Annotated in this window: 32 protein-coding genes and 6 pseudogenes; 10 read left to right on the top strand and 28 right to left on the bottom strand. The window is 68.7% G+C overall.

The window, feature by feature from the left end; translation table 11 throughout:
- From x551_RS06315 to x551_RS06325, 4 genes are all read right to left on the bottom strand, one after another.
- On the bottom strand, positions 1 to 434 hold a 434-nt coding region (locus x551_RS06315; RefSeq protein ID WP_253950310.1), incomplete at its 3' end, for a single-stranded DNA-binding protein.
- A gap of 971 nt (positions 435 to 1,405) precedes the next feature.
- Positions 1,406 to 1,627, bottom strand: a complete 222-nt coding sequence (locus x551_RS24135) for a GDCCVxC domain-containing (seleno)protein (protein WP_081771238.1) — start codon at positions 1,625 to 1,627, stop codon at positions 1,406 to 1,408.
- 1 nt (position 1,628) lies between these two features.
- On the bottom strand, positions 1,629 to 1,913 hold the full coding sequence (gene merP, locus x551_RS06320; protein ID WP_011829262.1) for a mercury resistance system periplasmic binding protein MerP: 285 nt from the start codon (positions 1,911 to 1,913) through the stop codon (positions 1,629 to 1,631).
- 9 nt (positions 1,914 to 1,922) lie between these two features.
- Positions 1,923 to 2,273 carry a mercuric transporter MerT family protein gene (locus x551_RS06325; protein ID WP_011829261.1) on the bottom strand — a complete coding sequence of 117 codons (351 nt, stop codon included), beginning with the start codon at positions 2,271 to 2,273 and terminating at the stop codon, positions 1,923 to 1,925.
- A gap of 64 nt (positions 2,274 to 2,337) precedes the next feature.
- Between x551_RS06325 and x551_RS06330 the strand changes: the two genes are divergently transcribed.
- The 4 genes and pseudogenes from x551_RS06330 (at position 2,338) to x551_RS06345 (ending at position 3,992) form a co-directional block, all read left to right on the top strand.
- Positions 2,338 to 2,751, top strand: coding sequence for a MerR family DNA-binding protein (locus x551_RS06330; RefSeq protein WP_011829260.1), 414 nt, complete (start codon positions 2,338 to 2,340; stop codon positions 2,749 to 2,751).
- Between the two features lie 134 nt (positions 2,752 to 2,885).
- Positions 2,886 to 3,137 (top strand): type II toxin-antitoxin system ParD family antitoxin, encoded by a 252-nt coding sequence (locus tag x551_RS06335; protein WP_036228883.1) that lies wholly within the window; start codon positions 2,886 to 2,888, stop codon positions 3,135 to 3,137.
- Complete coding sequence (locus tag x551_RS06340; RefSeq protein ID WP_036228879.1) at positions 3,134 to 3,451, top strand: type II toxin-antitoxin system RelE/ParE family toxin; 318 nt, start codon at positions 3,134 to 3,136, stop codon at positions 3,449 to 3,451. The genes x551_RS06335 and x551_RS06340 overlap by 4 nt, the downstream gene beginning before the upstream one ends.
- 116 nt (positions 3,452 to 3,567) lie before the next feature.
- A pseudogene (locus x551_RS06345) lies at positions 3,568 to 3,992 on the top strand (CIA30 family protein).
- A 54-nt stretch (positions 3,993 to 4,046) separates the two neighbouring features.
- Here the strand turns inward: x551_RS06345 and radC are convergent.
- From radC to x551_RS06365, 4 genes are all read right to left on the bottom strand, one after another.
- Complete coding sequence (gene radC / locus x551_RS06350; RefSeq protein ID WP_036228876.1) at positions 4,047 to 4,568, bottom strand: DNA repair protein RadC; 522 nt, start codon at positions 4,566 to 4,568, stop codon at positions 4,047 to 4,049.
- 227 nt (positions 4,569 to 4,795) lie between these two features.
- Positions 4,796 to 5,194: a tautomerase family protein gene (locus x551_RS06355; RefSeq protein WP_036228873.1), complete on the bottom strand. Its 399-nt coding sequence runs from the start codon at positions 5,192 to 5,194 to the stop codon at positions 4,796 to 4,798.
- A 109-nt stretch (positions 5,195 to 5,303) separates the two neighbouring features.
- The gene (locus x551_RS06360) at positions 5,304 to 5,570 is read right to left on the bottom strand and encodes a hypothetical protein (RefSeq protein ID WP_036228872.1); all 267 of its coding nucleotides are present in this window, start codon (positions 5,568 to 5,570) and stop codon (positions 5,304 to 5,306) included.
- Between the two features lie 232 nt (positions 5,571 to 5,802).
- The gene (locus x551_RS06365; RefSeq protein WP_036228869.1) at positions 5,803 to 6,687 is read right to left on the bottom strand and encodes a LysR family transcriptional regulator; all 885 of its coding nucleotides are present in this window, start codon (positions 6,685 to 6,687) and stop codon (positions 5,803 to 5,805) included.
- Positions 6,688 to 6,766: 79 nt separating this feature from the next.
- On the opposite strand from x551_RS06365, the pseudogene x551_RS06370 reads away from it, so the two are divergent.
- The 3 genes and pseudogenes from x551_RS06370 (at position 6,767) to x551_RS06380 (ending at position 8,556) form a co-directional block, all read left to right on the top strand.
- Positions 6,767 to 7,191 (top strand): annotated as a pseudogene (locus x551_RS06370) (DoxX family protein).
- A gap of 55 nt (positions 7,192 to 7,246) precedes the next feature.
- On the top strand, positions 7,247 to 7,855 hold the full coding sequence (gstA, locus tag x551_RS06375) for a glutathione transferase GstA (protein WP_036228868.1): 609 nt from the start codon (positions 7,247 to 7,249) through the stop codon (positions 7,853 to 7,855).
- A 26-nt stretch (positions 7,856 to 7,881) separates the two neighbouring features.
- On the top strand, positions 7,882 to 8,556 hold the full coding sequence (locus tag x551_RS06380) for a glutathione S-transferase family protein (protein ID WP_231497449.1): 675 nt from the start codon (positions 7,882 to 7,884) through the stop codon (positions 8,554 to 8,556).
- On the opposite strand, the gene x551_RS06385 is transcribed toward x551_RS06380, so the two are convergent.
- From x551_RS06385 to x551_RS06410, 6 genes and pseudogenes are all read right to left on the bottom strand, one after another.
- A complete protein-coding gene (locus tag x551_RS06385; RefSeq protein ID WP_036228863.1) occupies positions 8,557 to 9,081 on the bottom strand; it encodes a PaaI family thioesterase in 525 nt (174 codons plus the stop codon).
- Positions 9,078 to 9,923, bottom strand: a complete 846-nt coding sequence (locus x551_RS06390) for an RNA polymerase sigma factor (protein WP_036228861.1) — start codon at positions 9,921 to 9,923, stop codon at positions 9,078 to 9,080. Before x551_RS06390 ends, x551_RS06385 begins: the two co-directional genes overlap by 4 nt.
- Before the next feature lie 12 nt (positions 9,924 to 9,935).
- Positions 9,936 to 10,247, bottom strand: coding sequence for a hypothetical protein (locus tag x551_RS06395; protein WP_036228858.1), 312 nt, complete (start codon positions 10,245 to 10,247; stop codon positions 9,936 to 9,938).
- Between the two features lie 289 nt (positions 10,248 to 10,536).
- Positions 10,537 to 10,917 (bottom strand): annotated as a pseudogene (gene cueR / locus x551_RS06400) (Cu(I)-responsive transcriptional regulator); the annotation flags it as partial.
- Positions 10,918 to 11,015: 98 nt separating this feature from the next.
- Positions 11,016 to 11,848 (bottom strand): annotated as a pseudogene (locus x551_RS06405) (PhzF family phenazine biosynthesis protein).
- A 90-nt stretch (positions 11,849 to 11,938) separates the two neighbouring features.
- Entirely contained in the window at positions 11,939 to 12,892 is a 954-nt protein-coding gene (locus tag x551_RS06410) for a LysR family transcriptional regulator (protein WP_051495445.1), read from the bottom strand.
- A gap of 120 nt (positions 12,893 to 13,012) precedes the next feature.
- On the opposite strand from x551_RS06410, the gene x551_RS06415 reads away from it, so the two are divergent.
- Complete coding sequence (locus tag x551_RS06415) at positions 13,013 to 14,029, top strand: NAD(P)-dependent alcohol dehydrogenase (protein ID WP_036228853.1); 1,017 nt, start codon at positions 13,013 to 13,015, stop codon at positions 14,027 to 14,029.
- A gap of 88 nt (positions 14,030 to 14,117) precedes the next feature.
- On the opposite strand, the gene x551_RS06420 is transcribed toward x551_RS06415, so the two are convergent.
- The 5 genes from x551_RS06420 to x551_RS28125 all read right to left on the bottom strand — a co-directional run bounded on the left by x551_RS06420 (position 14,118) and on the right by x551_RS28125 (position 16,143).
- The gene (locus x551_RS06420) at positions 14,118 to 14,384 is read right to left on the bottom strand and encodes a DUF305 domain-containing protein (protein WP_152543435.1); all 267 of its coding nucleotides are present in this window, start codon (positions 14,382 to 14,384) and stop codon (positions 14,118 to 14,120) included.
- Positions 14,356 to 14,520 carry a hypothetical protein gene (locus x551_RS25780; protein WP_155935767.1) on the bottom strand — a complete coding sequence of 55 codons (165 nt, stop codon included), beginning with the start codon at positions 14,518 to 14,520 and terminating at the stop codon, positions 14,356 to 14,358. Before x551_RS25780 ends, x551_RS06420 begins: the two co-directional genes overlap by 29 nt.
- Positions 14,521 to 14,732: 212 nt before the next feature.
- A complete protein-coding gene (locus tag x551_RS06425; protein ID WP_036228958.1) occupies positions 14,733 to 15,176 on the bottom strand; it encodes a hypothetical protein in 444 nt (147 codons plus the stop codon).
- A 54-nt stretch (positions 15,177 to 15,230) separates the two neighbouring features.
- The gene (locus x551_RS06430) at positions 15,231 to 15,719 is read right to left on the bottom strand and encodes a cytochrome c (RefSeq protein WP_036228850.1); all 489 of its coding nucleotides are present in this window, start codon (positions 15,717 to 15,719) and stop codon (positions 15,231 to 15,233) included.
- Positions 15,720 to 15,768: 49 nt separating this feature from the next.
- Positions 15,769 to 16,143, bottom strand: coding sequence for a heavy-metal-associated domain-containing protein (locus x551_RS28125; protein ID WP_310732181.1), 375 nt, complete (start codon positions 16,141 to 16,143; stop codon positions 15,769 to 15,771).
- 15 nt (positions 16,144 to 16,158) lie between these two features.
- On the opposite strand from x551_RS28125, the pseudogene x551_RS06435 reads away from it, so the two are divergent.
- Together x551_RS06435 and cueR (x551_RS06440) are read left to right on the top strand one after the other, a co-directional pair.
- Positions 16,159 to 18,608 (top strand): annotated as a pseudogene (locus x551_RS06435) (heavy metal translocating P-type ATPase).
- Positions 18,609 to 18,610: 2 nt separating this feature from the next.
- Positions 18,611 to 19,084 (top strand): Cu(I)-responsive transcriptional regulator, encoded by a 474-nt coding sequence (gene cueR, locus x551_RS06440; protein ID WP_081771240.1) that lies wholly within the window; start codon positions 18,611 to 18,613, stop codon positions 19,082 to 19,084.
- A 36-nt stretch (positions 19,085 to 19,120) separates the two neighbouring features.
- Here cueR (x551_RS06440) and x551_RS06445 read toward each other — a convergent pair whose 3' ends face one another.
- The 9 genes and pseudogenes from x551_RS06445 to x551_RS06485 all read right to left on the bottom strand — a co-directional run.
- Complete coding sequence (locus x551_RS06445) at positions 19,121 to 19,507, bottom strand: hypothetical protein (protein ID WP_036228848.1); 387 nt, start codon at positions 19,505 to 19,507, stop codon at positions 19,121 to 19,123.
- A gap of 86 nt (positions 19,508 to 19,593) precedes the next feature.
- Positions 19,594 to 19,965 carry a copper-binding protein gene (locus x551_RS06450; protein WP_051495442.1) on the bottom strand — a complete coding sequence of 124 codons (372 nt, stop codon included), beginning with the start codon at positions 19,963 to 19,965 and terminating at the stop codon, positions 19,594 to 19,596.
- A complete protein-coding gene (locus x551_RS06455) occupies positions 19,962 to 20,456 on the bottom strand; it encodes a DUF411 domain-containing protein (protein ID WP_036228842.1) in 495 nt (164 codons plus the stop codon). Before x551_RS06455 ends, x551_RS06450 begins: the two co-directional genes overlap by 4 nt.
- Entirely contained in the window at positions 20,453 to 20,998 is a 546-nt protein-coding gene (locus tag x551_RS06460; protein ID WP_051495439.1) for a cupredoxin family protein, read from the bottom strand. The genes x551_RS06455 and x551_RS06460 overlap by 4 nt, the downstream gene beginning before the upstream one ends.
- Before the next feature lie 24 nt (positions 20,999 to 21,022).
- A pseudogene (locus tag x551_RS06465) lies at positions 21,023 to 22,446 on the bottom strand (copper oxidase).
- A gap of 17 nt (positions 22,447 to 22,463) precedes the next feature.
- Complete coding sequence (locus tag x551_RS06470; RefSeq protein ID WP_051495437.1) at positions 22,464 to 23,906, bottom strand: TolC family protein; 1,443 nt, start codon at positions 23,904 to 23,906, stop codon at positions 22,464 to 22,466.
- 11 nt (positions 23,907 to 23,917) lie between these two features.
- Positions 23,918 to 24,265, bottom strand: a complete 348-nt coding sequence (locus x551_RS06475; protein WP_036228838.1) for a hypothetical protein — start codon at positions 24,263 to 24,265, stop codon at positions 23,918 to 23,920.
- A 146-nt stretch (positions 24,266 to 24,411) separates the two neighbouring features.
- The gene (locus x551_RS06480) at positions 24,412 to 24,843 is read right to left on the bottom strand and encodes a hypothetical protein (protein ID WP_036228837.1); all 432 of its coding nucleotides are present in this window, start codon (positions 24,841 to 24,843) and stop codon (positions 24,412 to 24,414) included.
- A 100-nt stretch (positions 24,844 to 24,943) separates the two neighbouring features.
- On the bottom strand, positions 24,944 to 26,077 hold a 1,134-nt coding region (locus x551_RS06485; protein WP_051511874.1), incomplete at its 5' end, for a TolC family protein.

Consider the following 26,077-nt stretch of genomic DNA (forward strand, 5'->3'; position numbering starts at 1 on the left):
CTGCGGGGCTTGGCGGCTCGCAGCCGGGGCGCTGGGGCGCTCGGCGCTGGTGGTGCCGCCTTCGGCACCGGGTCGCCGTTGCGGCGGGCTTCGCTCTCGGCGCGGCTGTCGAGATAGTCGATCTCCTCGGCCGTGAACGCCATGCCGTAGACGGTCTCGCCGTCCTTCTCGTAGTTGTTGTTGCGCAGCCGGCCGACGATGTTGACGTGCGAGCCCTTGCCCAGGTACTCGGCCGCGTTCTCGGCCTGCTTGCCCCACAGCGTCCACTGGATCGCGGTGGATTCCTCCTCGCGGGCTTCACCCGAACCGCGCCGCGTGTTGCTGATCGCGGTCAGCACGGCCTTGGCGATCTTGCCTTCGCGGCCGTTGACGAATTCGAGCTTGACGGCCCCGGCCAGGTGCGCGTGACGCTGGATGACAGAAACGTTCGCCATGACGATCTCCGATCGAGAGCAACCAGCCGGGTCCCGGTCCGGGTTCCCTGAAAACTGATCCTCTCGCTCGGACTTCCTCGCTCCCGCCCACGGGCGGGCGGGGGGTGGGGCATGGCCCCTTTCCTCACGGGAAGGGGTTGGGGATGGGGTGGGGTTGTTCGCAGCCGAAGCAGTGAGCCGGTTTCCCGGCCCACCGCTTGAAGATCCCCCCACAAGTCCCCCTCACTGGTTGACGGGGGCGCGTGGGGGGAGGCGCGGTGGGACGACTGGCGCACGGGCTGCCTCCTCCCCCAGGGCGGCGCAGCGTCGCGGCCGCCGTGCCAGCCCCGCCTGGCACAGCGTCTGCAGCGCAGCCGACCCCACGATCACGAGCAGCGGCGGCTCTGCGGCCGACGTGCCACCGAGCGCAGCGAATGGCGCGGCGGTCGAGCCGCTGCGAGCATCTGTCTGCCTTGCGGCATTCAGCGGCCCGGCTCCGGGCATGGCGGGTGACCGGGGTGGCGATCTGGCCGGCGCCGCACCGAGCGCAGCGACCTGCAAGCCGGTCAGTTCGCCAAGCGGGCCTCGTTCACGCGCAGCGTGAAGGGAACAGGGCCCGCGATCCCCGGGCACGGGAAAGGGCCGCCGCGTGTCTCAGCCGGCTCTGCCGGCCTGACCGCGTTGCGTCAGGGATGGAAGCCCGTCAGGGGCGAGACGCCGGTACCCCGGCGGCTCGACGCGCAGCGCGACAGCCCGGCCCCGCACAGCGGGGAGACGCCCAGGCCCACCAGGACCTGCATGCACCCGCTGCTGCACATCGGCCGCGCTCGAATCGATCAATCTCAACGTGGCGGGCCAACGACACCTCGCCCGGAGGCATTGCCATGCATCCAACGGGACCGGGAGACCACTACCTCGAACTCGAGCGACAACGACGCCGATGGCACAGGCCGCGCAGTGCGGATCACCGCCTCAGGTCGCCAACGAGACGCTCAGCGCGAACAGCACGACGAAGATCCATCCGCCTGAATCGGCGGGCACTTGTGGGTGCCAAAGGAGCAGAACACACAGCAGTCGCCCGCCTTCGGACGCAACACCACTTTGCAGCGCTCGCACTCGTAGAACCACTGGCAGGCGTCGGTCGGCATCGTTTCCTCCTTCGCATGGCCGCACTGCGGACAGGTCACGACAGACTGAAGAACGATCGCGCCCACCTCACTGACCCTGGTTCACGGACGAAGGGAACCCCGCGTCGGCCGTGGCCCGCGCGAGTGCCTCTGGCGAGGTCTTCGCGGGATCGAACGCCACGATCGCCCGCTTGCTCTTGAAGTCGACCTTGGCGTTCTCGACGCCCGGCACCTTCTCCAGGGCCTTGCGGACGGTGATCGGGCACACCGCGCAGTCCATCTTGGTCACGTCCAGCGTGACGGTGCGGGAGCCCGCAGCCGCGGTTCCGGCAGACGCGAGCAGGCCAGCCATCAGGATTGGGACGAGCTTCATGGGTTCACCTCAGTAGAAGAGCGGCGCATACACGGGAAAGGACATCAGGGCTGCGGCCGCGACCGCGACGACCCAGAAGATGCCGCGCTGCCTGCGGCGCACGGCCGGGGCCGCGCAGGCCTCGCCGGGCTCGCAGTTCTCCGGCGCGCGGTAGAGCCTGACGAAGGCATGGCCGAAGAAGGTCAGCGCGGCTGCAATGAAGTACGGCTGGTAGGCCTCCAGGGCGACCAGCCGCGAACCCCAGGCGCCGCCGATGCCGAGTACCACCAGCAGCAGCGGCCCGGCGCAGCAGGCCGATGCGCCGATAGCGGCGGCAACGCCGCTCAGCATCGAGCCGGATGTGGTCCAGGGTCGTAACACGCAGGTTCCTGTCAACTTGGATCCGCGCTAGTCTAGGTACGTACCTGAGTACGGAGTCAAGCCCATGAGAGAACAGATGTCGATTGGCCAGCTCGCTGCAGCGGCGGGGGTCAACGTCGAGACGGTCCGCTACTACCAGCGTCGCAAGCTGCTGGCTGTCCCCGACCGCCCGGCTGGCGGCATCGGTAGGTATGCGCCACCGGCGCTGACCCGGCTTCGGTTCATCAAGCGCGCCCAGTCGCTGGGGTTCACCCTCGATGACGTGCAGGCGCTGCTGTCGCTCGACGATGGTCGGGGATGCTCGGCAGCGCGCCAGATCGGCGAGGACAAGCTGGCAGACGTGCGGCAACGCCTGCAGGCCCTGCGGGTGCTCGAAGGAGCCTTGCAGGAACTGGTGAGTCGCTGCGCGACCACGAAGCGCAAGGTGAACTGCCCGTTGATCGAAGCCTTGATGCAAACGGAGGATCTGCCGTCCTGACCGAAGGGCAGCGGTGCCGGCAGCACATCCGATCGAACTGAGTCCTGCGGCGGAAGCGCCCTGCTCCGGTGTGTGAACCACGAGGGCACGGAAGCTCTTGACAACTATTGATAGTCGCAAGCAGCATTGCGGCCATGAGTACCAACACCATGAGCTTCGCCCTGCCCGAAGCCATGCGCGACTATGTCGATCAACGCGTGCGCTCCGGCCAGTACGGCAACACCAGCGAGTACCTGCGCGAGCTGATCCGCCGCGACCAGGAAGAGCAGGCGAAGAAGCGCCTGCGCGAGCTGATCGAAGAGGGCCTGAACTCCGGCCCCGGCCAGGAGCTCACCCCCCATCGCGCCGCCCAGCTGAAGAAGCAGGCCCTGGGCAAGCCACGTTGAAGCGCGCCCACCTGCGCCCGCAGGCCGAGGCCGATCTGCTGGAAGCCACGAGGCACTACGCCAACGAAGGCAGTGTCGAGCTGGCCGAGCGCATGTTCGACGCCGCCATCGCCGCCCTCGAACCGATCGAGCGCATGCCCGGCATGGGCTCGCCCCGCCTGGGGCTGCTGTGCGAGATCCCGGGCCTGCGTTCCTGGCGCGTCACCGGCTTTCCCATGCAATGGCTCTACTTCGAGGCCACGGACCACCTGGACGTCGTCCGCCTGCTCGGCGATCGCCAGGACATCGTCGCCATCCTGAGCACCGATGAGTGACGGCGCCTGAAGCGCCCAGCCCTGCAACCCCCGAAACCCTCGCCGTGCCGACGCTGCTGTTCGAATTCGCCAACCCTGTCGCAGTGGCCGCCTGGCGTGCCATCGACGACCGCGTCATGGGCGGCGTCTCCCGCAGCACTCTCCGCCACGACCCGGCAGGACACGCCGTGTTTGAGGGCACCGTCTCCCTGGAGCGCCATGGCGGCTTCGCCTCCGTGCGGTCCAGCCCGGGTGAACGGGGTCTGCCGGGCGCGGCGGCCTGCCTGCTCGAGGTACGCGGCGACAAGAAGCAGTTCAAGCTCAGCCTGCTGACCGACGACGGCTTCGACAGCCTGAACTATCAACCGGCTTTGCTCCAGCAGGCAGCGATTGGCAGACCCTGCGCCTGCCGCTGGCCGACTTCCGCGCCAGCTTCCGTGGACACGAGATTGCCGATGCTCCACCACTCGACCCAGCGCGCATCCGCCAGGTCGGCCTGATGATCGCCGCCCGCCAGGCAGGCCCCTTCGCGCTCGACATCCGGAGGATCGGGCTCGCCTGATCAACGCCACGGAATAGCGAGAACGCAAGGGGCGCGCCCGGCGCCCCACCGCGCTCAGAGCAGTCCAAGCTCGGCAAACGAACGAACCTCGGCGCCCGCCACCACCAAGTGATCGAGCACCCGCACGTCCACCAGCGCCAACGCCGTCTTCAGCGTCTGCGTCAGGAACTCGTCGGCACGGCTCGGTTCGGCCGCACCCGAAGGGTGGTTGTGCGCCAGGATCACCGCCGCAGCGTTGCAGGCCAGCGCCTCCTTGACCACCTCGCGCGGGTAGACCGAGGTCTGCGTCACCGTGCCGCGGAACATCTGCTTCAGCTCGATGATCCGGTGCTGTGCATCGAGGAACAGCACGCAGAACACCTCGTGCTCCAGCGCCCCGATCTCCAGCCGCAGATGGTCCTTCACCGCCTGCGGCGACGACATCGTGGCACCGCGCCGCACGCGGTGGGCCAGCACGCGCCGCGCGTGGCTCAGTACCTCCTCGGCAAGCGCCGGTCGGTACTGGCCGTCGACATCGCGCACCAGCAGCGCATCGGTCGCAACGGCAGCGGAAGGATGAGTCGAAGAGGACGACATGGCGGACTCCGGTGTGTCGGGCGGGATTGCCCGAGACCGGAGCACCACGGCGCAGCGCAGCTGTCAGGGTTCGAAGACGGCCGCAGGCCGCAAGCGCTCGCCCCGCGAGCGCGCAGACCTTGACAGCGAGAACGGCGTGGTAGCGTGGGTCGACACGGCAAGCCCACTCGCCACGACGACTAGCAGTAACCTGTTGCCTCCTCAGCGAATGCTTGTCGGCGGAGTACTCAGAGAGGCTTGCCCTTGATGTAGCGGAACTCCTGGGTCTGCCCCGAGTAGCCCCATGCGTCGGCGTGCACCTCGTGGATGACGACGTAGCTGGCAGGCGCGAGTTCCCCCAGAAGCTCCGTCATGGCCTTGAAGACGGCCTCGACGTAGCGCGCCTTCTCGTTCTTGGTGTTCGTCCCTTCGGTCACCTTGATGTCGAGGTAGAAGGACGACAGGCCGGCCGGCAGCGCGCGGCCGCCGACGTACCAGGCTCCCGGTGCGGTGGCCGTGATCGCCACCGCCGTGAGCTCGGGCTTCTTGCCGAGCAACTCGGCGGTCAGACGGGTCAGCACTTCTGCGGCCTTGGCGGCCACGTCGGCGGACGGTGCCGTCGGCAGGTTCAGGTTCAGGTAGGGCATGGTGAGTGTGATGTCAGCGGTTGAGGGAGGCCGGGACACCTCTGGGCGGCTCGACCGTTGGTGACGGCACAGCCGGCCGTCGCGGGGGACTCGAAAACGTCGTCGTCGATCATTCGGCCGGTCGGTCCAGCAAGAGGCCGCTGCGGATCATTTGCTGCCGGACAGCGTCCATGCCGCCTTCGTACTCCCAGTACATCAGGCGGCCGTGCGAGCCGGTCACCAGGACGTACTGCTCGCTCACAGACTGGATGCGCTCGGTGGCGATGATCTTGTCGGTCCACGCCCCGTCCTCGACCCGCTCGACGACTTCGCGGTTGTCCGGCGTGTAGCCGTGGACCACCAGGCAGGACCGCACTCGCAGCGAGATGAACTTCATGCCGGCCTCCCATGCTGCGAGCGTCGCCGGGTTGCGGCGCGTCCTTTCGCGGCGGCGGCGAGCCTGTGTTCGGTCTGCACGGCGATGACGACGGCACTCATGGCAAGAATCTCGTTGCAGGGCGGTCCGGACGGCCCGCCTGAGACGAACTTTCAAGCTTGTCACTGCCGGAAGGTCAAGGCCTGGGCGACGGCGCACCTGCCGGTTCGGAGCACCCGATGGCGCAGTGGGCTCAGGGCATCGTCATGGCGTGGGCCAGGTGCGTGTAGACCGCGCCGACCCGTCGGAGATGGCGTGACTCCGGATGCGTCAGCAGCCACAGCTCCGTCTCCGACTCGTCGAGCGGCTCCGTCAGACGAACGACGTCCCGACGCCCCGCGGCCAGGAACAGCGGCACGATGCCGACGCCCAGGCCCAGCGCGACCAGTTCCAGCACCGACAGGATGCTGTTGACCCGGTAGCGCGGCGCCACCTTGGGAAAGTGGCGCTTGCGCCAAAGCACCGAAGGGTGCTCCGGCAGGGCATCGTCCGGAGCGATCCAGTCCGCCTTGCCGGCCTCGACATCGGCGAAGCTGCGCACCCTGCCCTTCGCGGCCGCATACAGCGCCACACGGATCGGCCCGATGCGCTTGCCCACGAGGTGCTGTGGCGGCCGCTTCGTGGCCCGGACGGCGATGTCGGCGTCGCGGCGGGTCAGGCTGGCCAGCTCGTTGCCCGTGTGGAGCTCGTAGCTCAGCAGGGGGTGCTGCGCCTGCAGCGACTTCAGCGCCGGTGCGATCAGGCCGTGCAGGATGGTGTCGGTCGTCGTGATGCGCACGCTGCCGGAGATCTGCGCGGGCGCCGACTCGACGCAGGCCCGTGCCGCGTCCAGCGCCGCCTCCAACTGCTCGGCATGCCCCGCCAGCTGGGTGGCCAGCTCGGTGGCGAGATAGCCCGAGCGGGTGCGCTCGAACAAGGGCCGGCCCAGACCGCGCTCGATGCGCTGCAGCGAACGGAACACCGTGGACGCGTCCACCCCGAGCCGCTCGCCCGCCGTCGCGAGCGTTCCACCACGCGCCAGCGCGAGAACGACGTCGAGGTCGCTGGGACTCATCTGGTATTGCGTCGCTGCAATCATCGTTTGCTTCTCCAACTATTCTGCTTGCTTCTTCGCAATCCTACAGTGAAGGTCTTCACCACCCGATCGGAGTTCCGCCATGCAAACCCTTCCTTCCTCCACCCAGCTCGGCATCACGGTCCTGCGCGTCAGCCTGGGCCTGATGTGGATCGCCCACGCGCTGCTCAAGCTGCTCGTCTTCACCCTGCCGGGCACGGCGCAGTACTTCGCGAGCATCGGCTTCGCCGGCGTGCTGGCCTACCCTGTGTTCGCCGCCGAACTGCTGGGCGGCATCGCCCTGCTGCTGGGCCTCTATGCGCGGCAGGCGGCTCTGGCGCTGGTGCCGGTGATGGCTGTGGCCGCTGGGTGCACCTGCCCAACGGATGGGTCCACACCAGCAGCGGCGGCGGCTGGGAGTACCCGGTGTTCCTGATTGCCGCGTCCATCGCGCTGTGGCTGCTGGGGGACGGTGCCGCCGCGATCAAGCGAAGCCCGCTGTTGGTGCCCCGCTTCCGTTCCGCATGACCCTGTCTCGTCCATTGCATCCACGCACATCACAACCCAACCTGGAGAACGATCCATGAAGCTCTACTACGCACCCGGCGCCTGCTCGCTGGCCGTCCACATCGCCTTGCGCGAGGTCGGCGCCCCGTTCGACGGCGTCGCCGTCGACCTCGCCCGGCACGTCACTGCAGACGGCACCAACTACTTCGACATCTCCCCGCGCGGCTACGTGCCCCTGCTGGAGTTCGACGACGGCTCGCGCCACACCGAGGTGGCGTCGCTGCTGCAGTACGTCGCGGACCTCGATCCCGCGCAGGCGTTGATCGGCGCGGCAGGCTCAGCCCGTCGTCTGATGGTTGTCGAGTGGCTGACCTTCGTCAGCACCGAACTGCACAAGGTCTTCAGCCCCTGGCTGTGGCACAAGGAGACCGCCGATTCGACCCGCCGTGCGGTCAAGGACAAGCTCGCCGAGCGTTTTGCCGAACTCGACCGCTTGTTGTCGCAGCAGGCGTTCCTCGCAGGTGAGTTCAGCGTCGCCGATGCCTACGCCTTCACCATCGTCAACTGGGCCAATTTCCTGGCCATGCCGCTGACGGCGTACCCGAACCTTCGGGCCTATCTCGACCGGGTCTCGCAACGGCCGCAGGTGCAGGCCGCGCTGGCGGCCGAAGGACTGACCAAGTGAGCGGGCCGTCACGAAACGCAAGCCTGGTGCTGGTGTCGCACGCCCTCTGCCCCTATGTGCAGCGGGCGGCCATCGTGCTGGCCGAGAAGGGCCTGCCCTTCGAGCGACGCGACATCGACCTGGCGAACAAGCCGGGCTGGTTCCTCGCGGTCTCGCCGCTGGGCAAGACGCCGGTGCTGCTGGTGGACGGTGCGCCGATCTTCGAGTCCGCCGTCATCTGCGAGTACCTCGAGGACACCGCGCTGCCCCGCCTGCACCCGCAGGACGCGGTGCAGCGTGCGCAGCACCGCGCGTGGATGGAGTTCGGCTCGGCGCTGCTGAACGCGATCGGCGCCTTCTACAACGCCCCGGACGAGGCCGCGCTGAAGGCGCGTGCCACCGACATCCAGGCGCGCTTCACGCAGCTCGAAGCCGAGCTCGGCGACGGGCCCTACTTCGCGGGCCCTGCCTTCGGCATGGTCGACGCGGCCTTCGCGCCGGCGTTCCGCTACTTCGACACCTTCGACCGGATCAGCGACTTCGGCTTCTCGACCGGAGTCCCGAAAGTGCAGCGCTGGCGCGAGGCGCTGGCCGTGCGGCCTTCGGTGGTCGAGGCGGTGTCGCCGACCTATGGCGAGCGGCTGCAAGGCTTCCTGCTTGCCCGCGGGTCTGCGCTGTCGCGCCGCATCGACGCCGCGATCGCGGCGGCGGCGGTCGCCTGATCAGACTGGCAGAGGCGAGAGGGCCTCGGCCGGCCGGCCGACAACCTCCCCGTGCGGCCGCGTTGACCGCGCCCGTACCGGGGCCAGCGTGGCCTGCGCGACCGCGAGGGGCTCGCTGCCTCGCGACGGGTCTTCCAGCACCGCGTGCACGAAGACCACGCTGCGCGCCGCCTTCGTGGCGCTGGCGCGGAAGATCAGCGACGGCGAGGCCATGGCGCGGCGCAGGTACTGGACCTGCAGCGTGAGGGTCGCGACCACCTCGGTGTCGACGTGACCCAGTGCAGCGAGAACGCAGGCCGCATCGAAGCCGGAGGCGATCATTCCACCGTTCAGCGCAGCGGTACCGGCACCGCCGAGGTGGCCGGGCGTGAGGCGCTCGAAGCGCACCACGGCCATGCCGTCGCCCTCGAACCGACCTGCCAGGCCGAGCCAGACGATTTCCGGCCGGCCGTGAAAGGCGGCCAGGCGCAGCGCCAGCGGCTCGGGCTCGATGGCGAAGGGCAACGCGAACGGCAGCGCGCTCATTGCCGCAGCATCCCGCTTTGGGCAACGACGAGGCGGATGCCTTGAAGCATCGCATCGGGCGCCCGGTATTCCGGGGCACCGCGCAACAGTGCCGCGGCATCGCCCAGCGCCGTGAGCTCCTGGAGCGCCTGGCTCGCTGCGTCGAGCTCTGAGGGGTCGACCGTCAGGCCTGGCACGGTGCGACCCCGGGCCGCGGCGGCGCGCTTGCCGGGGGTTTGCCGCACGCAGCGGCACGGCGCGTCCGCTCTCACGAGGCCGCAGCGCTCTGCCATGAAGCCGTGCACGGCCTGGCGTGCACGGGCCAGCCGCTGCCGGTGAGCGGCCGGCGTGATGCCCTGCACCTCGGCCGCGGCCGGGGACTCCAGGCCGAAGATCTCGTCCAGCACGTAGGCGAGCCGGCCCGGCGCGTCCAGGCAGGTCAGCATGGCCTGGGTGCAAGACAGCGCCGTGCGCCGAGCCTCGAGCTTGTCCTCGGGCGTCAGAGCCCGCTCGCCGAAGCCGATGCGCTCGGCGTACTCCAGTCCGCGGTCCAGCTGCTCGCCCAGCTCTTCGAAGCTGAGTTCGTGCCGGTGCGGCGAGCGGCTGCGCGCATTGATCAGATGGTTGCCGGCGATGCTGTAGACCCAGGTCCCGAAGGCGCTCTCGCCGCGCCAGCCACCGAGGTGCGTCGTGACCTTGAGCAGGATCTCCTGCGTAGCGTCCTGTGCGTCGTCGCGGCGCCCGAGCATTCGCACCGCGAGGTTGTAGACGGGCGTCTGGATCTGGCGCAGCACCGCTTCCAGTGCCAGCAGTTCCCCGCCCTGGGCGCGCAGGACGAGAGCCGCCTCGACTTCGATCTTCATCGCCCGCCCCCGTCACCGGCCCTGGGGCAGGTGCACGAACTCCACGCCGGTGTCGATGTCGACCTTGCGGTAGACCCGGTCGTTCAGTTCGACCACCACCCAGCGTGAAGCGCCCTCCGGACCGTCGACCTGGATCTGGGTCTGCTGCGGGTTGAGGAACTGCCATCGCCCGGCGACGACGCTGCCGTCGCGCAAGGTGCGCGAGCCGCTGCCGTCGGCGTGGTACCGAACCTGGACGACCGGTGACTTGTCGCTGATGTCCCGGCCGTTGGCGAGGATCTTCACGTCGAAGGGCTGCGCGGTGATGAGAGCAGTGCGGTCCATGGTGTCTCCTTGGGATGGAACGAAACAGGACTGCGGATGCGGCCCTATCTCCTTAGACACACCGGGTTCGGCAGCTGTGACATGAAGCGAGCAGTCGCAGCTTCAGGACTCGCGCTCGACCAGGTCAGTGATGACCCGAGCTGGCGTGGATGTTGCGCGTCCACGCCATCAAGTCCAGCGGGGCCGAGGCGGAAGCCTGCGGCCGTGCCGGGTGCGCCGCCCTGGCCGTGGACTTGCGCAGCGGCTGCCCGCCCACCGCACCCGGCGCGGGAGCCTCGGTGCTGCGGACCGCCAGCTCGTCGAGGATCGCGCAGTGCGGATCGTCGTCGCCGTGGCACGAGGTCACGAGCCGCTTCAGGGCGCGCTGCATCTCGGCCATCTCGCGCATCTTCTCTTCGATCGCATCGAGGTGTCCCTGGGCCAGGGCCTTCACCTCGCGGCTGGCGCGACGGTCGTCGCTCCACAGGCCCAGCAGGTTGGCGATCTGCTCCATGGAGAAGCCCAGCTGCCGCGACTGGCGGATGAATCGAAGGATGGAGACGTCGCGCTCGCTGTACTGGCGGTAGCCCGAGTCCGTGCGGGCGGCCGCCGGGACCAGGCCGATCTGCTCGTAGTGCCTGATCATCTTCGCCGAGACGCCTGCCGCCTCTGCGGCTTCACCGATGTTCATGAGTCGTGCCATGGATCCTCCGTGATGTGGGTGTTGCGCCTGGAAAAGAGTGTCAACCTTGTCATCGTGGCAAGGTCAAGCCCCCAGAACTCTTCCGATCACGACTCCATGAGTCTCGCGGTACCCGAGACACGGATCGAGCTGCCGGGCTCCGGCGGTATCTCGGCGCGCAGGCGGGAGGGCACGCCCATGTCCTCACCCTGCACGATGTCGATCGCGCCTGGTGGGGCCATGCGATGTCGCGCAGGTAGCCCGCGAACGCAGCGGTGGCCGCGCCCGTGGCCGGGTCTTCGTAGACGCCGCCGGAGGCAAACGGATTGCGCGTGTGGAAGCGTTGCGCGGTCTCCGCGTGGGCCAGCAGGATCGTGACCCAGCCCTCCCGGTTCATCAGGCGGCGCCCCGCGTCGAGGTCGTACTTCATCGCAGCGAGCGCAGCGCGCGAACGGAGCGCGAGCACCAGGTGGTCGGCCCCGCCGTGCGCAACGGCGGGTGGGATGCGCGGGTCGAGATCGCCCTGCGTGTAGCCGAACAGGGCCAGGGCTTCGTCCACGACCGCAGGCGCCGCCGGCCGGCTGCGGGTGGGCGGCGATTGCAGCGCGGCCGCCACGCGGTCGCCGCTGCGACGACCCTCCACGGTGATCTCGGCGTTGTTGAGCGTCAGTGCGAAGACCCCGTCGCCGTGGCGCAGCGCCAGTGCTGCGCCCAGGGCGATCGTGGCGTGGCCGCAGAACGGCACCTCCGACTCCGGCGAGAAGTAGCGCACCCGCCAGCGGGGGCCGCTCGGCACCGCGAAGGCCGTCTCCGAGAACCCCACCTGCGCGGCGATGCCCTGCATGTTGGCCGCCTCGGGAAAGACCTCGCAGATTGCGACGCCGGCCGGGTTGCCGCCCACGTCGCCATCGGAGAACGCGGCAATCTTCTGGACTTTCATCGATGCTCCTTGATGGCTAAGCCACTCTAGGCGGACGCGAAGTCCTCATTGGTTCATTGAAGAACAACTCAGGCGCCGCCGAGGCACCAATCAAGCGATCTCGCCGATGGCTTTGAAGCGGGGGCCGTCGGACAGCATGCCGGGAATCTCGCTGGCGAGCAGGTCGATGGCGGCGCGCGTTTTCATCGGCAGATGCCGGGTCTGCGGCCACACGGCGTGCACCGCCACGGCGTGGGCGTGGCGCCCGTCGCCAATGAACTTCAGGTTACCCACCGCGACGTGGGGCGCAGCCAGCCAGCGCGGCAGCCGCGCCAGGCCGGCGCCAGCAAGTGCCGCATCGGCGATCGCCTGGACGTCGTCGAAGCGCAGGCGGCGCTGCACCAGGAGTTCCTGCTCGCGGCCGTCGGCGTCGGCGGCCAGCCAGGGCGCTTCGGGCCCGCTGCTGGCGTAGACGATGGCGGTGTGATGCCGGAAGTCGTCGGCGCTCACCGGAACGCCTCGGCGGCCCAGGTAGGCGGGTGCCGCACAGATCACGAAGTCGAAGCTGCCCAGGCGCCGCGCCGCCAGCGTGGCGCTGTCGCGCAGCGTGCCGAGGCGCACGCCGAGGTCGAAGCCTTCCTCCAGCAGATCGACCACGCGGTCGGACAGCGCCACCTCGAGTTCCAGCCGCGGATGCAGTGCCACCAGCCGCGACAACAGCGGGGCCACCATCTCGCGCCCGAGCAGCAGCGGCGCGCTGACGCGCAGCCGACCGATCAGGTCGCGGCCCGAGGCATCGAGCGCGGCCTCGGCGGCCTCGATCTCGGCCAGCGCCCGCTTGCAGCGCTCGAAGAAGGCCTGCCCGTTCTCGGTCAGGCTCTGGCGACGGGTGGTGCGGTTGAAGAGGCGCGTGCCCAGGCGCTGCTCCAACCGCGCGATGCTCTTGCCCACGGCCGATCGCGTCTGCCGCAGCCGGGCCGCCGCCAGCGCAAAGCTGCCGGCCTCGACGGCCTGCACGAAGGTCGCGATGCCCTTGAGACGTTCTTCCGTTTCGAGAGCACTCAATTGGCGCCTCCGGCTCTACACACTGGCTCCCAACATACCTCAAAGAGGAACTCCTGTCCTCATAGACTTTGATCGATCGGAACGCCGTCGGCAGTTCCCCTTCCACTTCGAAAGAACGCCATGCACGCCTATCGACTTCATCGGGGACAAGGCATCAAGGGCCTGGAACGTGTCGAGATTCCAGCGCTGCCGCTTCAGCCGCACGAGGTTCGCATCGGCATGCATGCCGTGTCGCTGAACTACCGCGACCTCGAGATCGCGCGGGGTGGTACCGAAGGCTCGCCCGCCATCACGCCTTGTTCCGACGGTGCGGGCGTGGTGCTGGAAGTCGGCGCGGCCGTCTCGCAATGGCGGGCAGGCGACCGGGTCATGGGAAGCTTCTTCCCGAACTGGATCGACGGCGCCGTCACCCCCGACAAGACCGCCGGTTCGCTCGGCGCGCGCGGGCCGGGCATGCTGGCAGAAAACGTGGTGCTGCCCGCGCACGCTTTAGTGGCAGTGCCGGCGTCACTCAGCTTCGCCGAAGCCAGCACCCTGTCCTGTGCGGGCGTCGTCGCCTGGAACGCCCTGTTCGTCGCCGGTGCGCTCAAGCCGGGCAGCACGGTGCTGCTGCTCGGCACCGGCGGGGTATCGATCTGGGCCCTGCAGCTGGCCAAGGCGGCCGGCCTGCGGGTGCTGATCACGTCGTCCGAAAACCACAAGCTGGACATCGCCCGCCGCCTGGGCGCCGACGACACGATCAACTACCGCGCGCAGCCCCAGTGGGCCGCCCGAGTCCGGGAACTGACCGGCGGGCGGGGCGTGGACCTGGTGCTCGAGACGTCGGGGCGCGACACGCTGGGACAATCCATGGCCGCGTTGCGTCCGGAAGGCACGCTCGCCGTGGTGGGCGGCACCTCCGGCTGGGGCGGCGCACTCGATGCCGACGCCCTCATCGATGGCGCCCTGCGCCTGCGCGGCATCCTGGTCGGCAGCCGCACGATGGCCGAGGAGCTGGTCCGCTTCGTCGAGCGCTCGGGCATTCGTCCCCTGATCGATCGCCGTTTCGGCTTCGACCAGGCCGCAGCAGCCTACGAGTACCTGGCCGCGGCACGGCATGTCGGCAAGGTCGTCATCGACATCGCGCCCGAGGCCTGAGCGCGTCGCAGTCCGGGGCGAGAGGCACTCCATCCATGCCGTGCAAGGTGCCGCCCGCGATCCATCCAGGACCATCCACCGTCACGCCTCACTTCTGCTTGGCGAGCCACTTGTCGAACTGCGCGATCTCCTTCTTCTGCGCCGCGATGATCTGTCTGGCCATGGCCTTCATCTCTGCGGACTTGCCATTCGCCAGTTCCAGCTCGGCCATATTCAGAGCCTGCTGATGGTGCAGCTTCATCATCATCGCGAAGTCCTTGTCGGTGTCGCCTGACATCGGCATCTTCTGCATCCCGTCCATGCCCATCATCATGGACGCCTTCATGTCATGCGGTCCGGCGGTGCCCTTGTGCATCGGTGCCATGGGTGCGCTGGCGGACGGGGGCCATCGCAGGCGCCGTCTGGGCTTGCGCCGGCGTGGATGCGAGCCAGAGTGCTGTCAGCGGCACCAGGCACACGGACTTGAAGGGGCTAAAGGTCTTGAAGTTCATCGATGCCTCCTGGAGTGATGTCGAATGGTCGGTGCGCCATGGCAAGGCAGGCGGACCCCTGACAGCCGACAGGCATATCGCATTCCTGAAAGGCCACAGCTTTTCAACTTCCGAGCATCACGGCTTCGGCCGGCGCCGGCTGTGCGCCAGCGTACCCACCGATGAGATGCATCACGACCGCCTGCGTGAAGCGGTCGGTGCCTGGGAAGGGCTTACGGACGCCGGGCCAGTTGCCGCCGCACGAGCCACACGGTCAGCAGCGGCAACACGACCCACTGCAGCAGCGGCGCCAGGCCGATGCCTGCACCGGGCACCAGCGGCATCGTCGGCAGGTAGGTCCACTGCGCGCTCCAGTACCCGCGCGTCGCCAGCCACTCGATGGCTGCGGTGATCGAAACGCCGATCGATACGAACAAGGCCAGTTGCCATCCGCGTGGCGCAACGATCCAGCGGCGGCTGCGTGCGATGGCGGCGACGGTGCCGTGGGCCAGCAGCATGATCACTGCGTCGCCGAACGTGGCCTGCAGGCACGCCCTCGTCACCAGCGCGTGCGGCGTGTCCGCCATGCCTGCATACAAGGGCGCCTGCAGGATCTCCCACGCGAAGTTGAGCGGCAGCGCAAAGAGGACCACGTTGAACTCCGGGGCCTCGGTCACCGCGTCGACGGTCCGGCGGATCGCCCGGCGAAGGAAGTCAAGGCGCCACACGGCTCAACGACCGTTCGCGCGGTTGAGGTCGTCGTGACGCGAGCGAATCTGCGCGGGCCACTGCGACTTGATCCACGAGAGCGCGGCGACGATCTCCTCGTCACTGAGCACGCCATCGTAGGCCGGCATCGCCGAGGCGTAGTCCTTCAGGTTCGCGGCCTTGGCCACGCCATGCTTGGTGATGCGGAACAGCAGTTCGTCGTCGTGATGCCAGGTGTGCCCGCTCGCGTCGTGGGGTGGAGCCGGCAGCTTGCCGTCCAGCCCGCGCTCGCGCCAGTTCGCCTGCCCTTCCAGCCTCGCGCCGTGGCAGGCCGCGCACTGCGCCGAGTAGACGCGCTGCCCCATCGCCGTGAGCCGGATGTCGTCGGGACGCAGGCGATAGACCGGCTCCGCAGGTCCGCCGGCGCCCCAGAGGACATAGGCGACGATGACCGTCACGGCAACAGCGCCGACGCCGAGCGCCACTGTCCTGTACTTCCGCCTCACGGGCATCGCTCAGGTCCCAATGCCGGCAACACGATCCACGTGCGGGCTCCGAAGCCTAAAGGCCCACCGCTGCAACGGGTACGGGCGTGTAGCCGGCGTCCTTGATGGCTTCCTCGAGCTTCGCGGCATCGGCCGAGACCGGCTCCACCTGCACCCGGTGCGTCGCCAGGTCGATCTGGACCTTGGCATCCTTGTCCGTGCCTTCAGCGCCTTGGTGATGGTGCTGACGCAGTGGCCACAGGTCATGTCGTTGACTTGGAAGGCAATCATGGCTCTCTCCGAGGGTGGTTGACCGCCCGACTCTCGGCCTTCCCAGTGTGGGAAGGTCAAGCGAATCTCTCCGTGAATCCACAATCACGGTGGGCAGAATTGCTCGACGGCGGTTGACCTTGCCATCGTCAGAACCTTGACGATGCGCACCATCGAACAACCGCCCGAGATCACCATGAGCACCGCCGCATTCTCCGAGATCAAGCTGCAGGTCACTGGCATGACCTGCGCCTCCTGCGTCATGCGCGTCGAGAAGTCACTCAAGGCGGTGCCCGGCGTTCAGCAGGCCAGCGTCAATCTGGCGACGGAACAGGCCTCGGTAAGTGCCGATTCCGGGGTGACCGCGGACACGCTGACCGCTGCCGTGCGCAAGGCCGGCTACGAGGTCGCGACGACCGAGACCACGCTGCAGGTCGAGGGCATGACATGCGCCTCGTGCGTCGCCCGCGTCGAGAAGGCCCTGCTCAAGGTGCCCGGGGTCGAAGGCGCCATGGTCAACCTCGCCACCGAGAAGGCCAGCATCCGGGCGCTGTCGACGGTGCCGGTCACCGCGCTGAAGGCCGCCATCGAGAAGGCCGGCTACTCCGCCAAGGATCTTCAGGAAACGAAGCCCCAACCGGCAGCACGTCTGCCGGCGTGGTGGCCGGTCGCCTTGAGCGGTGCGCTGACGCTCCCGCTGGTGCTGCCGATGCTGCTTCAGTTATTCGGCATCGAATGGATGCTGGACGGCTGGGTGCAGCTGGCCTTGGCGACGCCGGTGCAGTTCTGGCTCGGCGGGCGCTTCTACCGCGCCGGCTGGAAGGCTGCGCTCGCCAAGACCGGCAACATGGACCTGCTGGTGGCGCTGGGCACCTCGGCGGCCTATGGGCTGTCGGTCTACCTGCTCTTCGAGCATGCCGCGCATGGCATGCCCCACCTGTACTTCGAGGCGTCGGCGGCCGTCATCACGCTGGTGCTGCTGGGCAAGTGGCTCGAACAGCGCGCCAAGCGCCAGACCGCCGACGCGATCCGCGCGCTGAACGCTCTACGCCCGACCACCGCGCGCGTGCGCCGCGGCGACCGCGAGGTGGACCTCCCGGTGGAGCACGTCGTCGTCGGCGATCTCGTCGTCGTTCGCCCCGGTGACCGCGTGGCGGTCGACGGCGACATCGTCGAAGGCCGCAGCCACATCGACGAGTCGCTGATCACCGGCGAGAGCCTGCCGGTGGCCAAGGGCGTGGGCGACAAGGTGACCGGCGGTGCCATCAATGCCGAAGGCGCCCTCACCGTCCGCACCACGGCCATCGGCGCCGAGACGACGCTGGCCCGCATCATCCGCATGGTCGAATCGGCCCAGGCCGCGAAGGCACCGATCCAGCGCATCGTCGACCGCGTCAGCGCGGTCTTCGTGCCCGTGGTGCTGGGCATCGCGCTACTGACCTTCCTGGGCTGGGTCGCTTCACCGGTGACTGGGAACAGGCGCTCATCAACGCCGTGGCCGTGCTGGTCATCGCCTGTCCCTGTGCGCTCGGCCTGGCCACGCCCACGGCCATCATGGCCGGCACGGGGGTGGCCGCGCGCCACGGCATCCTGATCAAGGACGCCGAGGCGCTGGAAGTGGCGCACGCGGTGACCGTCGTCGCGTTCGACAAGACCGGCACGCTCACCGAGGGCAAGCCGTCGCTGGCCGCCGTCGTGGCGGCGGAGGGCATGGCCCGGGACGAGGTGCTGCGCCTGGCTGCAGCGCTGCAGAAGACGAGCAGCCACCCGCTGGCCGTCGCCGTGCTGGGCCAGATTCGCCACGAGCGACTGCCCGTGCCCGAGGCGCACGACAGCCAGGCCTTGCCGGGGCGCGGCGTGCAGGGCGTCGTGCGCGGTCAGACGCTGGCCCTGGGAAGCACGCGCCTGCTGCGCGAGCTCGGCCTCGAGGAAGGACCCTTGCACGGCGAAGCGCAGCGCCTCGAACGACAAGGCAGGACCGTGTCGTGGCTGGTGCGGTCCGATGCCGGCCAGCAGCGTCTGCTGGGCCTGCTGGCCTTCGGCGACACGGTCAAGCTTGCGGCGACGGAAGCCGTGTCCAGGCTGCACCAGCTCGGCATCCGCACCGTGATGCTGACCGGCGACAACCGCGGCGCGGCCGAGGCCGTCGCGAAGGAACTGGGCATCGACGATGTTCGTGCCGAGATCCTGCCGGGCGACAAGGCGGCCATCGTGAAGGAACTGCGCGATGCCGGCGAGATCGTCGCCTTCGTCGGCGACGGCCTCAATGACGGCCCGGCGCTGGCCGCTGCCTCCGTGTCGTACGCGATGGCGGGAGGCGCCGACGTGGCGACCGAGACCGCCGGCATCACGCTGATGCGCGGCGACCCGCAGCTGGTGGCCGACTCGCTGGACATCTCGCGCCGCACCTACTCGAAGATCAAGCAAGGCCTCTTCTGGGCTTTCGGCTACAACGTGCTGGGCATTCCGCTGGCGGCTTTCGGACTGCTGAACCCGGTCATCGCCGGTGCCGCGATGGCCTTCAGCAGCGTCAGCGTGGTGCTGAACGCCCTGACGCTGCGCCGCTGGCGCGGCGTGGCCGACGGACGTGCAACAAAGCCGACAGTTCGGCCCTCACCAGTGGCAGCCTTCGGAGAACAACGATGAGCATGAACATCGGCGAAGCCGCGAAAGCTTCCGGCGTGTCGGCGAAGATGATCCGCCACTACGAAAGCGTCGGCCTCTTCCCCGAGGCCCTGCGCACCGAGTCGGGCTACCGGCAGTACACCGCCAAGGACGTCAGCACGCTGCGCTTTGTCCGCCAGTCGCGCGACCTGGGCTTCTCCATCGAGCAGATTCGCGAACTGCTCGGTCTGTGGCAAGACCGCAAGCGCCCGAGCCGACAGGTGCGCGCCCTGGCGCAGGCGCACATCCAGGAACTCGATGAGAAGCTCAAGGAACTGCACGCGATGAAGGCCACGCTCGAGCACCTCGTGCACTGCTGCCACGGGGACGACCGGCCCGACTGCCCCATCATCGACACGCTCGCCCACGAAGCAGGCGCCCCGACGGCCGCGCCGCGCCACGCGTCCGGCAAGACGGCGGGACTGCAACCAGGGCGGGCGCGTCGCCGGGCCAGCTGACGGGCACCGCGGCCGGCCTGGTGAGCGCGGCTGCAATCAGCGCGCCAGTTCGACCGTCAGGTTCACCGGTGCACTGCCCTTGTTCGTCCACATCCAGCAGTAGTCCTGTGTCACCGTGACGTTCAGCGTGTCGCGGCCAATGGCGACCTGCGACTGCTTGGCCGGGAACACGGCATCCTTGCCGACGTGGTAGTGGATGTTGAAGTCGACAGGTGCCGCGGCCGTGAAGCTCCAGCGCACGCCGTCCCCCGACGCCAGCTTGCCGCAGACCTCGACGAACTTGCCCGCGGCCACCTGCGCCTTGTGCGCAAAGCGGCCGTCGGGCGACCACGTGATGTCAACGATGTGGTTGGAAGCAGAGGCCGCGCCGCACAGTGCCACCGCGGCCAGCATGCCGCAGGTTCGGATGTTCTTGATGTTCATGTCTTGGGGTCTAAGGCCTGTCAAACCGACCGTCCAAGGGTCGCAGAGATGGGGGCCCGGTCCATCGCGGGCGGGCCCACCACGGGCTACTGTGCCATCTGCATCTCTGTGACGGTGTACTTGCCCGCATCGTTGATGGCCTTGAACCTGATCTTGTCGCCGGCCTTCAGCTTGTCGAGCATCGCCTTGTCCTTGACGGCGAACACCATCGTCATCGCCGGCATGTCCAGGCTCTTGATGTCGGCGTGCTTGAGGGTCAGCTTGCCGCCCTCCTTGTCGACCTTGCGCACTTCGCCGTCCGTCATGTCGCCGACGGCTGCCTGCGCGGTCGGCTTGCCATGATCGCCATGCGCACTGTGACCACCCTGGTGGCTGGTAGCCCAGGCCGGCGCCAGGGCAGCGGCGGAGAGGAGCAATACGAGGCCGGGGGTGCGCCGGAGAGTTGCTTGGAGCTTCATGAACGTTCCTTTTGTTTGAAGTAGCTGTTGAACATCTGCGTGCTGCCATCCTTGGCGATGAGCAGCACGTCGTAGGGGTCCTGCAAGTTGTCGAAAGCGGGGCCGTCCATGCCCGGGGAGCCGACCGGCATGCCCGGTACGGCCAGGCCGATCGCCTCGGGCCGCTCCTTCAGCAGCCGGCGGATGTCGGCTGCTGGTACGTGCCCCTCGATGGCGTACCGGCCCACCAGCGCCGTGTGGCACGAGCCGAGCTTCATGGGCACGTTCAACCGCGCACGGGCCGCGGTGTTGCCTGTGTCGTTGACCTTGACGCGGAAGCCGCTGGCCTCGAGGTGCGTGATCCAGTCCTTGCAGCAGCCGCAGGTCGGACTCTTCCAGACCTCGACCCACACGGCCTGAGCTTGCGCCTGGCCCTGTGCTTGCAGCACCGCCGGGATCGCCAGCAGTCCGCCAGCGCCGAGCAGGGACGCGATTGCGCGACGGCGCTTCATGCCTTGCGCGCCGGTGCAACGACGATCGTGCCCACCATCCCGCCCTGGTAGTGACCGGCGATCAGGCAGGCGAACTCGAACTCGCCGGCGCGGTTGAAGGTCCAGACGATCTCGCCGGACTTGCCGGGTGGCACATGCGCCATGTACGGCTCGTCGTGTTCCATGTTCGGGAACTTCACCATCATCTCGGCATGCTTGGCGTTCTCGGCCTTGGTGCCGATGACGAACTCGTGCAACTGCGTGCCGTCGTTGCGGACGACGAACTTGACGGTCTCGCCCTGCCGCACCTCGATGCGCTGGGGCGTGAAGCGCATGTTGTCGCCCATGCCCACCGCAATGCTGCGCTTGGCGCGTTTGGCGTCGCCGGCAATGCCCCAGTCCTTCTGTTCCTTGACCACCGGGCCTGACTTGGGAGCGTGCGGCTTGTCGGTGTGGGCCTGCGCGCGGGAGGCCAGCAGCGGTACCGCCAAAGCCGCGGCGGTGGCCGCGAGGCGCGTGATGGCGGCGCGGCGGCCACCCTTGGTCGTCGTTGCTTCGTTCATGCAGTTCTCCTGGGTCGGTGATGGTCAGTGGCCCGAGTGGCCGCCTGCAGGCTTGCGCACCTTGACCTCGATGTCCTGGGCGGGCTTGGCCATCGACGGCATGGAGCCGGCCCCCGGGCTGGCGTCGGCCTTGAAGCGCGCCGGGTCGGGCAGCGCGCCCGTGAACTCATAGGCCACGGTCCCCGGCGGGTGCTGGTACCAGCCCGGGTCGGTGTAGTCGCCTCGCTTCTGGCCCTTGCGCACCTTCACAACGCTGAACATGCCGCCCATGCCGACAGCACCGAACGGGCCGGTGCCGGTCATCATGGCGGCCGTGTTGTCGGGCAGCGGCATCTCCATCTCGGTCATGTCCTTCATGCCGCGCTCGCCCATGACCATGTAGTCGGGGATCAGCTTCGTGATCTGCTTGGCCACGCCGCGGTGGTCCACGCCGATCATGGTCGGCACGTTGTGGCCCATCGCGTTCATCGTGTGGTGGCTCTTGTGGCAGTGGAAGGCCCAGTCGCCTTCCTCGTCGGCCAGGAAGTCCAACTGCCGCATCTGCCCACCGCGATGTCGGCCGTCACCTCGTACTGGCGTGTGCTCTTGGGTGTCGGGCCGCCATCGGTGCCCGTGATCAGGAACTCGTGACCGTGCAGGTGGATCGGGTGGTTGGTCATCGTCAGGTTGCCGACGCGGATGCGCACCTTGTCCATGTGGCGCACCACCAGCGGGTCGATGCCCGGGAAAATGCGGCTGTTCCAACTCCACAGGTTGAAGTCGAGCATGGTCATGATCTTCGGCGTGGCGCTGCCCGGCTCGATGTCGTAGGCGTTCAGCAGGAAGCAGAAGTCGCGGTCGACCTCGTCGATCAGCGGGTGCTTGTTCTTCGGGTGGGTGATCCAGAAGCCCATCATCCCCATCGCCATCTGCACCATCTCGTCGGCGTGCGGGTGGTACATGAAGGTGCCGGGGCGGCGCGCCACGAACTCGTAGACGTAGGTCTTCCCGGGCGGAATGCCGGGCTGGTTCAGCCCAGTCACTCCATCCATGCCGTTGGGCAGGCGCTGACCGTGCCAGTGGATGCTGGTCAGCTCGCCAAGCTTGTTCGTGACGAAGATGCGAACACGGTCGCCTTCCACCACCTCGATCGTCGGCCCGGGGCTCTGCCCGTTGTAGCCCCACAGGTGCGCCTTGAAGCCGGGCGCCATCTCGCGCACCACCGGCTCGGCGACGAGGTGGAACTCCTTCACGCCCTGGTTCATGCGCCAGGGCAGCGTCCAGCCGTTGAGCGTGACGACGGGGTTGTAGGGGCGCCCTGTGTTCGGCACCAGCGGCGGCATGGTATCGGGCTTGGTCTGGATGACGGGCTCGGGCAGCGCCGCCATCGCCACCTTGCTGACGGCGGCGGCGGCCGCGGCCGCGGTGATGGCGCCGGCGCCGCCGAGCATCTTGCGTCGAGAGAGCATGTGAGAGTCCTTCATGTTCAGTGGCCTGCCCCGGCGGCTTCGGCCGCCATCGCGGGGCCGGCAGCAGCCGCGAGGCTGGGCTTGCCGATGAGGGCCATGTCGAGGTCTGCCTGCGCGATCCAGAAATCGCGCAGCGCTTCGATGGCGGCGTTGACGCTGGCGATCTGCGTGCGCGCATCGGCAAGCAGTTCGAACACGCCGATCAACATGCCGTTGTAGCGAAGCACGTTCTCCTCGGCGATGCGCTGATTCAGCGGCACGATTTCGTCACGGTGGTGACGTGCGATGTCGTAGGCCGTGCGGTAGCCGGTGTAGGCCTCGCGCACCTCGGAGCGCGCGTTGATCGCGGTCTCGGCAGCGCGATGCAGCGTCTGCATGTACACCGCCTCGGCGCGTGCGACGCGCGCGCCACCCCAGTCGAAGAGCGGGAGCTCGAAGCCGATCTCCCAGCCGCGCTGCGTGGGCGCCTCGTTAGAGCTGTTGCGCACCAGGCCGAGTTCCAGCACGTTGACGAAGCGGGTGGTCCGCGTCAGGCCCAGGTTGCTGGCGGTCTGCTCCGCCGCCAGCTTGGCGCTCTGCACGTCCAGCCGCTGCGCCATCGCCACCTGCTCGATGTCGGGCAGTTCCTTGGGCGATGCAGGTAGGTCCGGCAGGCGCTCGGGCAGGGTGAACTGAGTCTGCGGACCCCAGACGCCGAGCAGGCGCACCAGCCTCTCGCGCGTCGAGCGCTGGGCCTGCTCTGCCCGCGCAAGCTGCAGCACCGCGTTGGCGTAGAACGACTGCTCCCGGGCACGCTGCAGCTTGTTGAAGTTGCCGACCTGCTCCATCCGCCGGGCCAGTTCGGCGCTGGCGTCGGCCGCCTCCTTGACCTGCCGCATGTAGCGAACGGTCTCTTCCGCTGCAAGCGCGGTGAAGTAGGCCTTGCGCGTGTCGGCGGCCAGCGACAGCACGCTCATCGCCACACGAGCCTTCACCTGCTCGAAACGGCGTGCCTCCATCCGTCCGACCAGCGGCATTGCGACCAGGCGCGCCAGGTTGAAGTGCAGGCCGCGCTCGATCTCGCGCTCGTCGCCCTGGCTCATGCGCCCGAAGCTGAAGCCCGGGTTCGGCAGGCGTCCGGCCTGTACGACTTCCGCTTCGGTGATGCCGAGTTCCGAGAAGTCGGCCTGCAGCCCGCGGTTGTTGAGCAGCGCGATCTGCACGGCATCGTCCACCGTGAGCGGCTTGGCCAGCAGTTCTGCCACGCGCTTGTGGATGGTGTCCAGCTCGGCGTCGCTGCGCGCCCACTGCAGATCCTTGCCGGTCCGTTCCTTGGTGGTCCGCTCGACCGCGCCGAACCCACCATCGGCGCTGAAGCTCGCGCAGCCTCCCAACATCACCGCGCTGGTGACAAGCGCCAGCACCCGGAGGCCGCGAGCGCCGCGCCTTGAGGGGGCTAGATCTTGGATGTCATGGCTCATCGTGCGACCTCTCAGTGCTTGTGGCCGGAAGGACCCATCGGCGTTGACGGGGCCGCAGGCGCCGGCAATGGAGCTGGAGCCTGCGCAGGTGCCGCCGGCTTGTTCGCTGCGGCGGGATCGGGTTGTTGCGCCTCGCGCGCGTAGACCCGCCAGCCGCCGATGCGGGCCACGGCGTCATTGGCCTCGCGCCAGGCCAAGGGCTTGTCGTCGCCGGCGCGTCGGAACTGCTCGAACGACGACTCGTAGCGCAGTGCCGGGACCTGAGCCTTCGGATCCAGCGGATCGGGCCGAGGTGTGGTGGGGGACTGGGCCTGTGCCTGCGCGGCAAGCAGCATCGTGAGCAGCAGGCTCGGCAGCACGCACGGCCTGCACCGGTGCAATGGAGTGGGGACCATGGAATCCTCGCGTGAACGTCTGCAGGCGTCCCTGCCGCGGAAGCGGCGGGAACGAAACGGAACCTGGCGAGCGGGCGCGCGTCACTGCGCGCGCGGCTGCCCCAGGCCAGTTACGCGAGAACGATTCGAGGGGGGCGGTCGGGGCCGTCGGCGGCGAACGCGTCGACGGTGGGCACGACTGTGGTGAACACCGTCGGCTCTGAATCGGCGGCAGGAACCACCGGCACGGTCGCCAGGATGGCACCCAGCGAACAGCACGAAGCGCAGACGCTGCACGTCTGATCGGCCGGCTGGCTAGCCTTCAACGCGGACGATGCGTCGTCGGAGACGACATTGGCCGACACGTCGTCATCGGCGTGGTGTTCGGAGCCAGCAGCACCGTGATGCGAGTGCCCAGAGGCCGGGTGGCCCACCGCACCCAGCGCAGTCCCGCCGCCGTGGTGGGCCGCGCCGCAGAACGCCATGGTGGCGGCCGCCGCCCCTTGCAGCGGAAGCGCAAGGACAACCAGCCAGACCAGCAGCGTTCGGGCGAACACATTCATGCGCAGAGTCTACTTCGTCCCCTTGGACGGGGTGTTGTGAGCTGGGTTAATCCGTCGGCCACGTTCCGCTTGTCAATGCACGGCAACGGCTCAGCCGTCCTCAGTTCGGCGAGGATCGGCTTCCGAAGGCTAGCTTCGCATCCCCATCCACCGGCAAGAAGCGCGCGCCCAGCGCGCGCTGCAGGCCCACCACCTGCTGCTGCTGGCCTGTCAGGGCCACCGACAAGCCGATCTCGGCCTGCTGTGCGGAACGCTGCGCGTCAAGCAATTCCAGCAGGTCGGTGCCGCCGGCCTCGAAGCGCTTGCGCGCGAGTTGCTCGGCGACCACGGCCTGCCGGGCCTGCTCCTGCAGGGAGGCCAGACGCAGCTGTCCCTGCCGCACCTGGGCCAGTGTGCTCTCCACCTCTTCTGTTGCCAGCAGCACACGCTGCCGGTAGGCCAGCAGGGCTTCGCGCTCACCGGCCCGGGTCGCCTGCAGCCGGGCGTCGATACGGGCGTGGTCGAACACCGGCACGGACACGCTTGGCGCCACGAACCACGACGCGGCACCGGCCGCACCCAACCCGGAGACCGAGCCGGCTACGACGCCGAGCACGCCGGAGATGGACAGCCGCGGCAGGAACTCGGCACGCACCGCCTCCACGTCCAGGGACAAGGCCTGCAGACGGGCCTCGGCGGCCTGCAGGTCCGGGCGCTGTGCCGCCCACTGCGCAGGATCGGGCAGGCGAAGCGCCACCGGCATCGGCGACCGATGTGCCGCTGAGGGCGCCTCGTAGCCCGAGGGCGACGCGCCGAGCAGCACCGCCAAGCGATGGCTGGACACCGCCAGCGCTGCATCGAGGGCGGGCCGATCCGACTCGGCCGCGGCGAGCTCGGCGCGCGCCCGTGCCTCGTCGAGCGGCGACGCGTAGCCGGCCGCGACCCGTCGCAGCACGAGGTCCAGTGTCGAGCGGCGGTTATCCGCCACCTTGCTCGCCAACTGCATCTGCGCCCGCGTGCCGTTCAGGCTGAACCAGGCCTGCGCGATCTCGGCAGCGACGGCCAGCCGCATCGCGGCGGCATCGGCCTCGACAGCCCGGGCGCGCGCATCGGCCGCCTGCGCCGCGCTGCGCAGTCGGCCGAACAGGTCGACTTCCCAGGACAGGCTGGTCGCAGCGGACACGCTGTCGCTGCGGCGCTCGTCACGCGTCGCCCCGGGCGCCTCGAAGCGGCCGAGTTGTTGAGCCCGCGCGCC

Origin of the sequence: Methylibium sp. T29 (assembly GCF_000576205.1) — a bacterium.
GTDB classification, from domain to species: domain Bacteria; phylum Pseudomonadota; class Gammaproteobacteria; order Burkholderiales; family Burkholderiaceae_C; genus Methylibium; species Methylibium petroleiphilum.

What these genes read in the sequence shown, in the direction of transcription:
- merP (WP_011829262.1), bottom strand. Translation starts at nt 1,913, where the DNA reads ATGAAGCTCGTCCCAATCCTGATGGCTGGCCTGCTCGCGTCTGCCGGA.
- x551_RS06330 (WP_011829260.1), top strand. Translation starts at nt 2,338, where the DNA reads ATGAGAGAACAGATGTCGATTGGCCAGCTCGCTGCAGCGGCGGGGGTC.
- x551_RS06335 (WP_036228883.1), top strand. Translation starts at nt 2,886, where the DNA reads ATGAGTACCAACACCATGAGCTTCGCCCTGCCCGAAGCCATGCGCGAC.
- radC (WP_036228876.1), bottom strand. Translation starts at nt 4,568, where the DNA reads ATGTCGTCCTCTTCGACTCATCCTTCCGCTGCCGTTGCGACCGATGCG.
- x551_RS06355 (WP_036228873.1), bottom strand. Translation starts at nt 5,194, where the DNA reads ATGCCCTACCTGAACCTGAACCTGCCGACGGCACCGTCCGCCGACGTG.
- x551_RS06360 (WP_036228872.1), bottom strand. Translation starts at nt 5,570, where the DNA reads ATGAAGTTCATCTCGCTGCGAGTGCGGTCCTGCCTGGTGGTCCACGGC.
- x551_RS06365 (WP_036228869.1), bottom strand. Translation starts at nt 6,687, where the DNA reads ATGATTGCAGCGACGCAATACCAGATGAGTCCCAGCGACCTCGACGTC.
- gstA (WP_036228868.1), top strand. Translation starts at nt 7,247, where the DNA reads ATGAAGCTCTACTACGCACCCGGCGCCTGCTCGCTGGCCGTCCACATC.
- x551_RS06385 (WP_036228863.1), bottom strand. Translation starts at nt 9,081, where the DNA reads ATGAGCGCGCTGCCGTTCGCGTTGCCCTTCGCCATCGAGCCCGAGCCG.
- x551_RS06390 (WP_036228861.1), bottom strand. Translation starts at nt 9,923, where the DNA reads ATGAAGATCGAAGTCGAGGCGGCTCTCGTCCTGCGCGCCCAGGGCGGG.
- x551_RS06395 (WP_036228858.1), bottom strand. Translation starts at nt 10,247, where the DNA reads ATGGACCGCACTGCTCTCATCACCGCGCAGCCCTTCGACGTGAAGATC.
- x551_RS06415 (WP_036228853.1), top strand. Translation starts at nt 13,013, where the DNA reads ATGCACGCCTATCGACTTCATCGGGGACAAGGCATCAAGGGCCTGGAA.
- x551_RS06420 (WP_152543435.1), bottom strand. Translation starts at nt 14,384, where the DNA reads ATGCACAAGGGCACCGCCGGACCGCATGACATGAAGGCGTCCATGATG.
- x551_RS25780 (WP_155935767.1), bottom strand. Translation starts at nt 14,520, where the DNA reads ATGAACTTCAAGACCTTTAGCCCCTTCAAGTCCGTGTGCCTGGTGCCG.
- x551_RS06430 (WP_036228850.1), bottom strand. Translation starts at nt 15,719, where the DNA reads ATGCCCGTGAGGCGGAAGTACAGGACAGTGGCGCTCGGCGTCGGCGCT.
- cueR (WP_081771240.1), top strand. Translation starts at nt 18,611, where the DNA reads ATGAACATCGGCGAAGCCGCGAAAGCTTCCGGCGTGTCGGCGAAGATG.
- x551_RS06445 (WP_036228848.1), bottom strand. Translation starts at nt 19,507, where the DNA reads ATGAACATCAAGAACATCCGAACCTGCGGCATGCTGGCCGCGGTGGCA.
- x551_RS06450 (WP_051495442.1), bottom strand. Translation starts at nt 19,965, where the DNA reads ATGAAGCTCCAAGCAACTCTCCGGCGCACCCCCGGCCTCGTATTGCTC.
- x551_RS06455 (WP_036228842.1), bottom strand. Translation starts at nt 20,456, where the DNA reads ATGAAGCGCCGTCGCGCAATCGCGTCCCTGCTCGGCGCTGGCGGACTG.
- x551_RS06460 (WP_051495439.1), bottom strand. Translation starts at nt 20,998, where the DNA reads ATGAACGAAGCAACGACGACCAAGGGTGGCCGCCGCGCCGCCATCACG.
- x551_RS06470 (WP_051495437.1), bottom strand. Translation starts at nt 23,906, where the DNA reads ATGAGCCATGACATCCAAGATCTAGCCCCCTCAAGGCGCGGCGCTCGC.
- x551_RS06480 (WP_036228837.1), bottom strand. Translation starts at nt 24,843, where the DNA reads ATGAATGTGTTCGCCCGAACGCTGCTGGTCTGGCTGGTTGTCCTTGCG.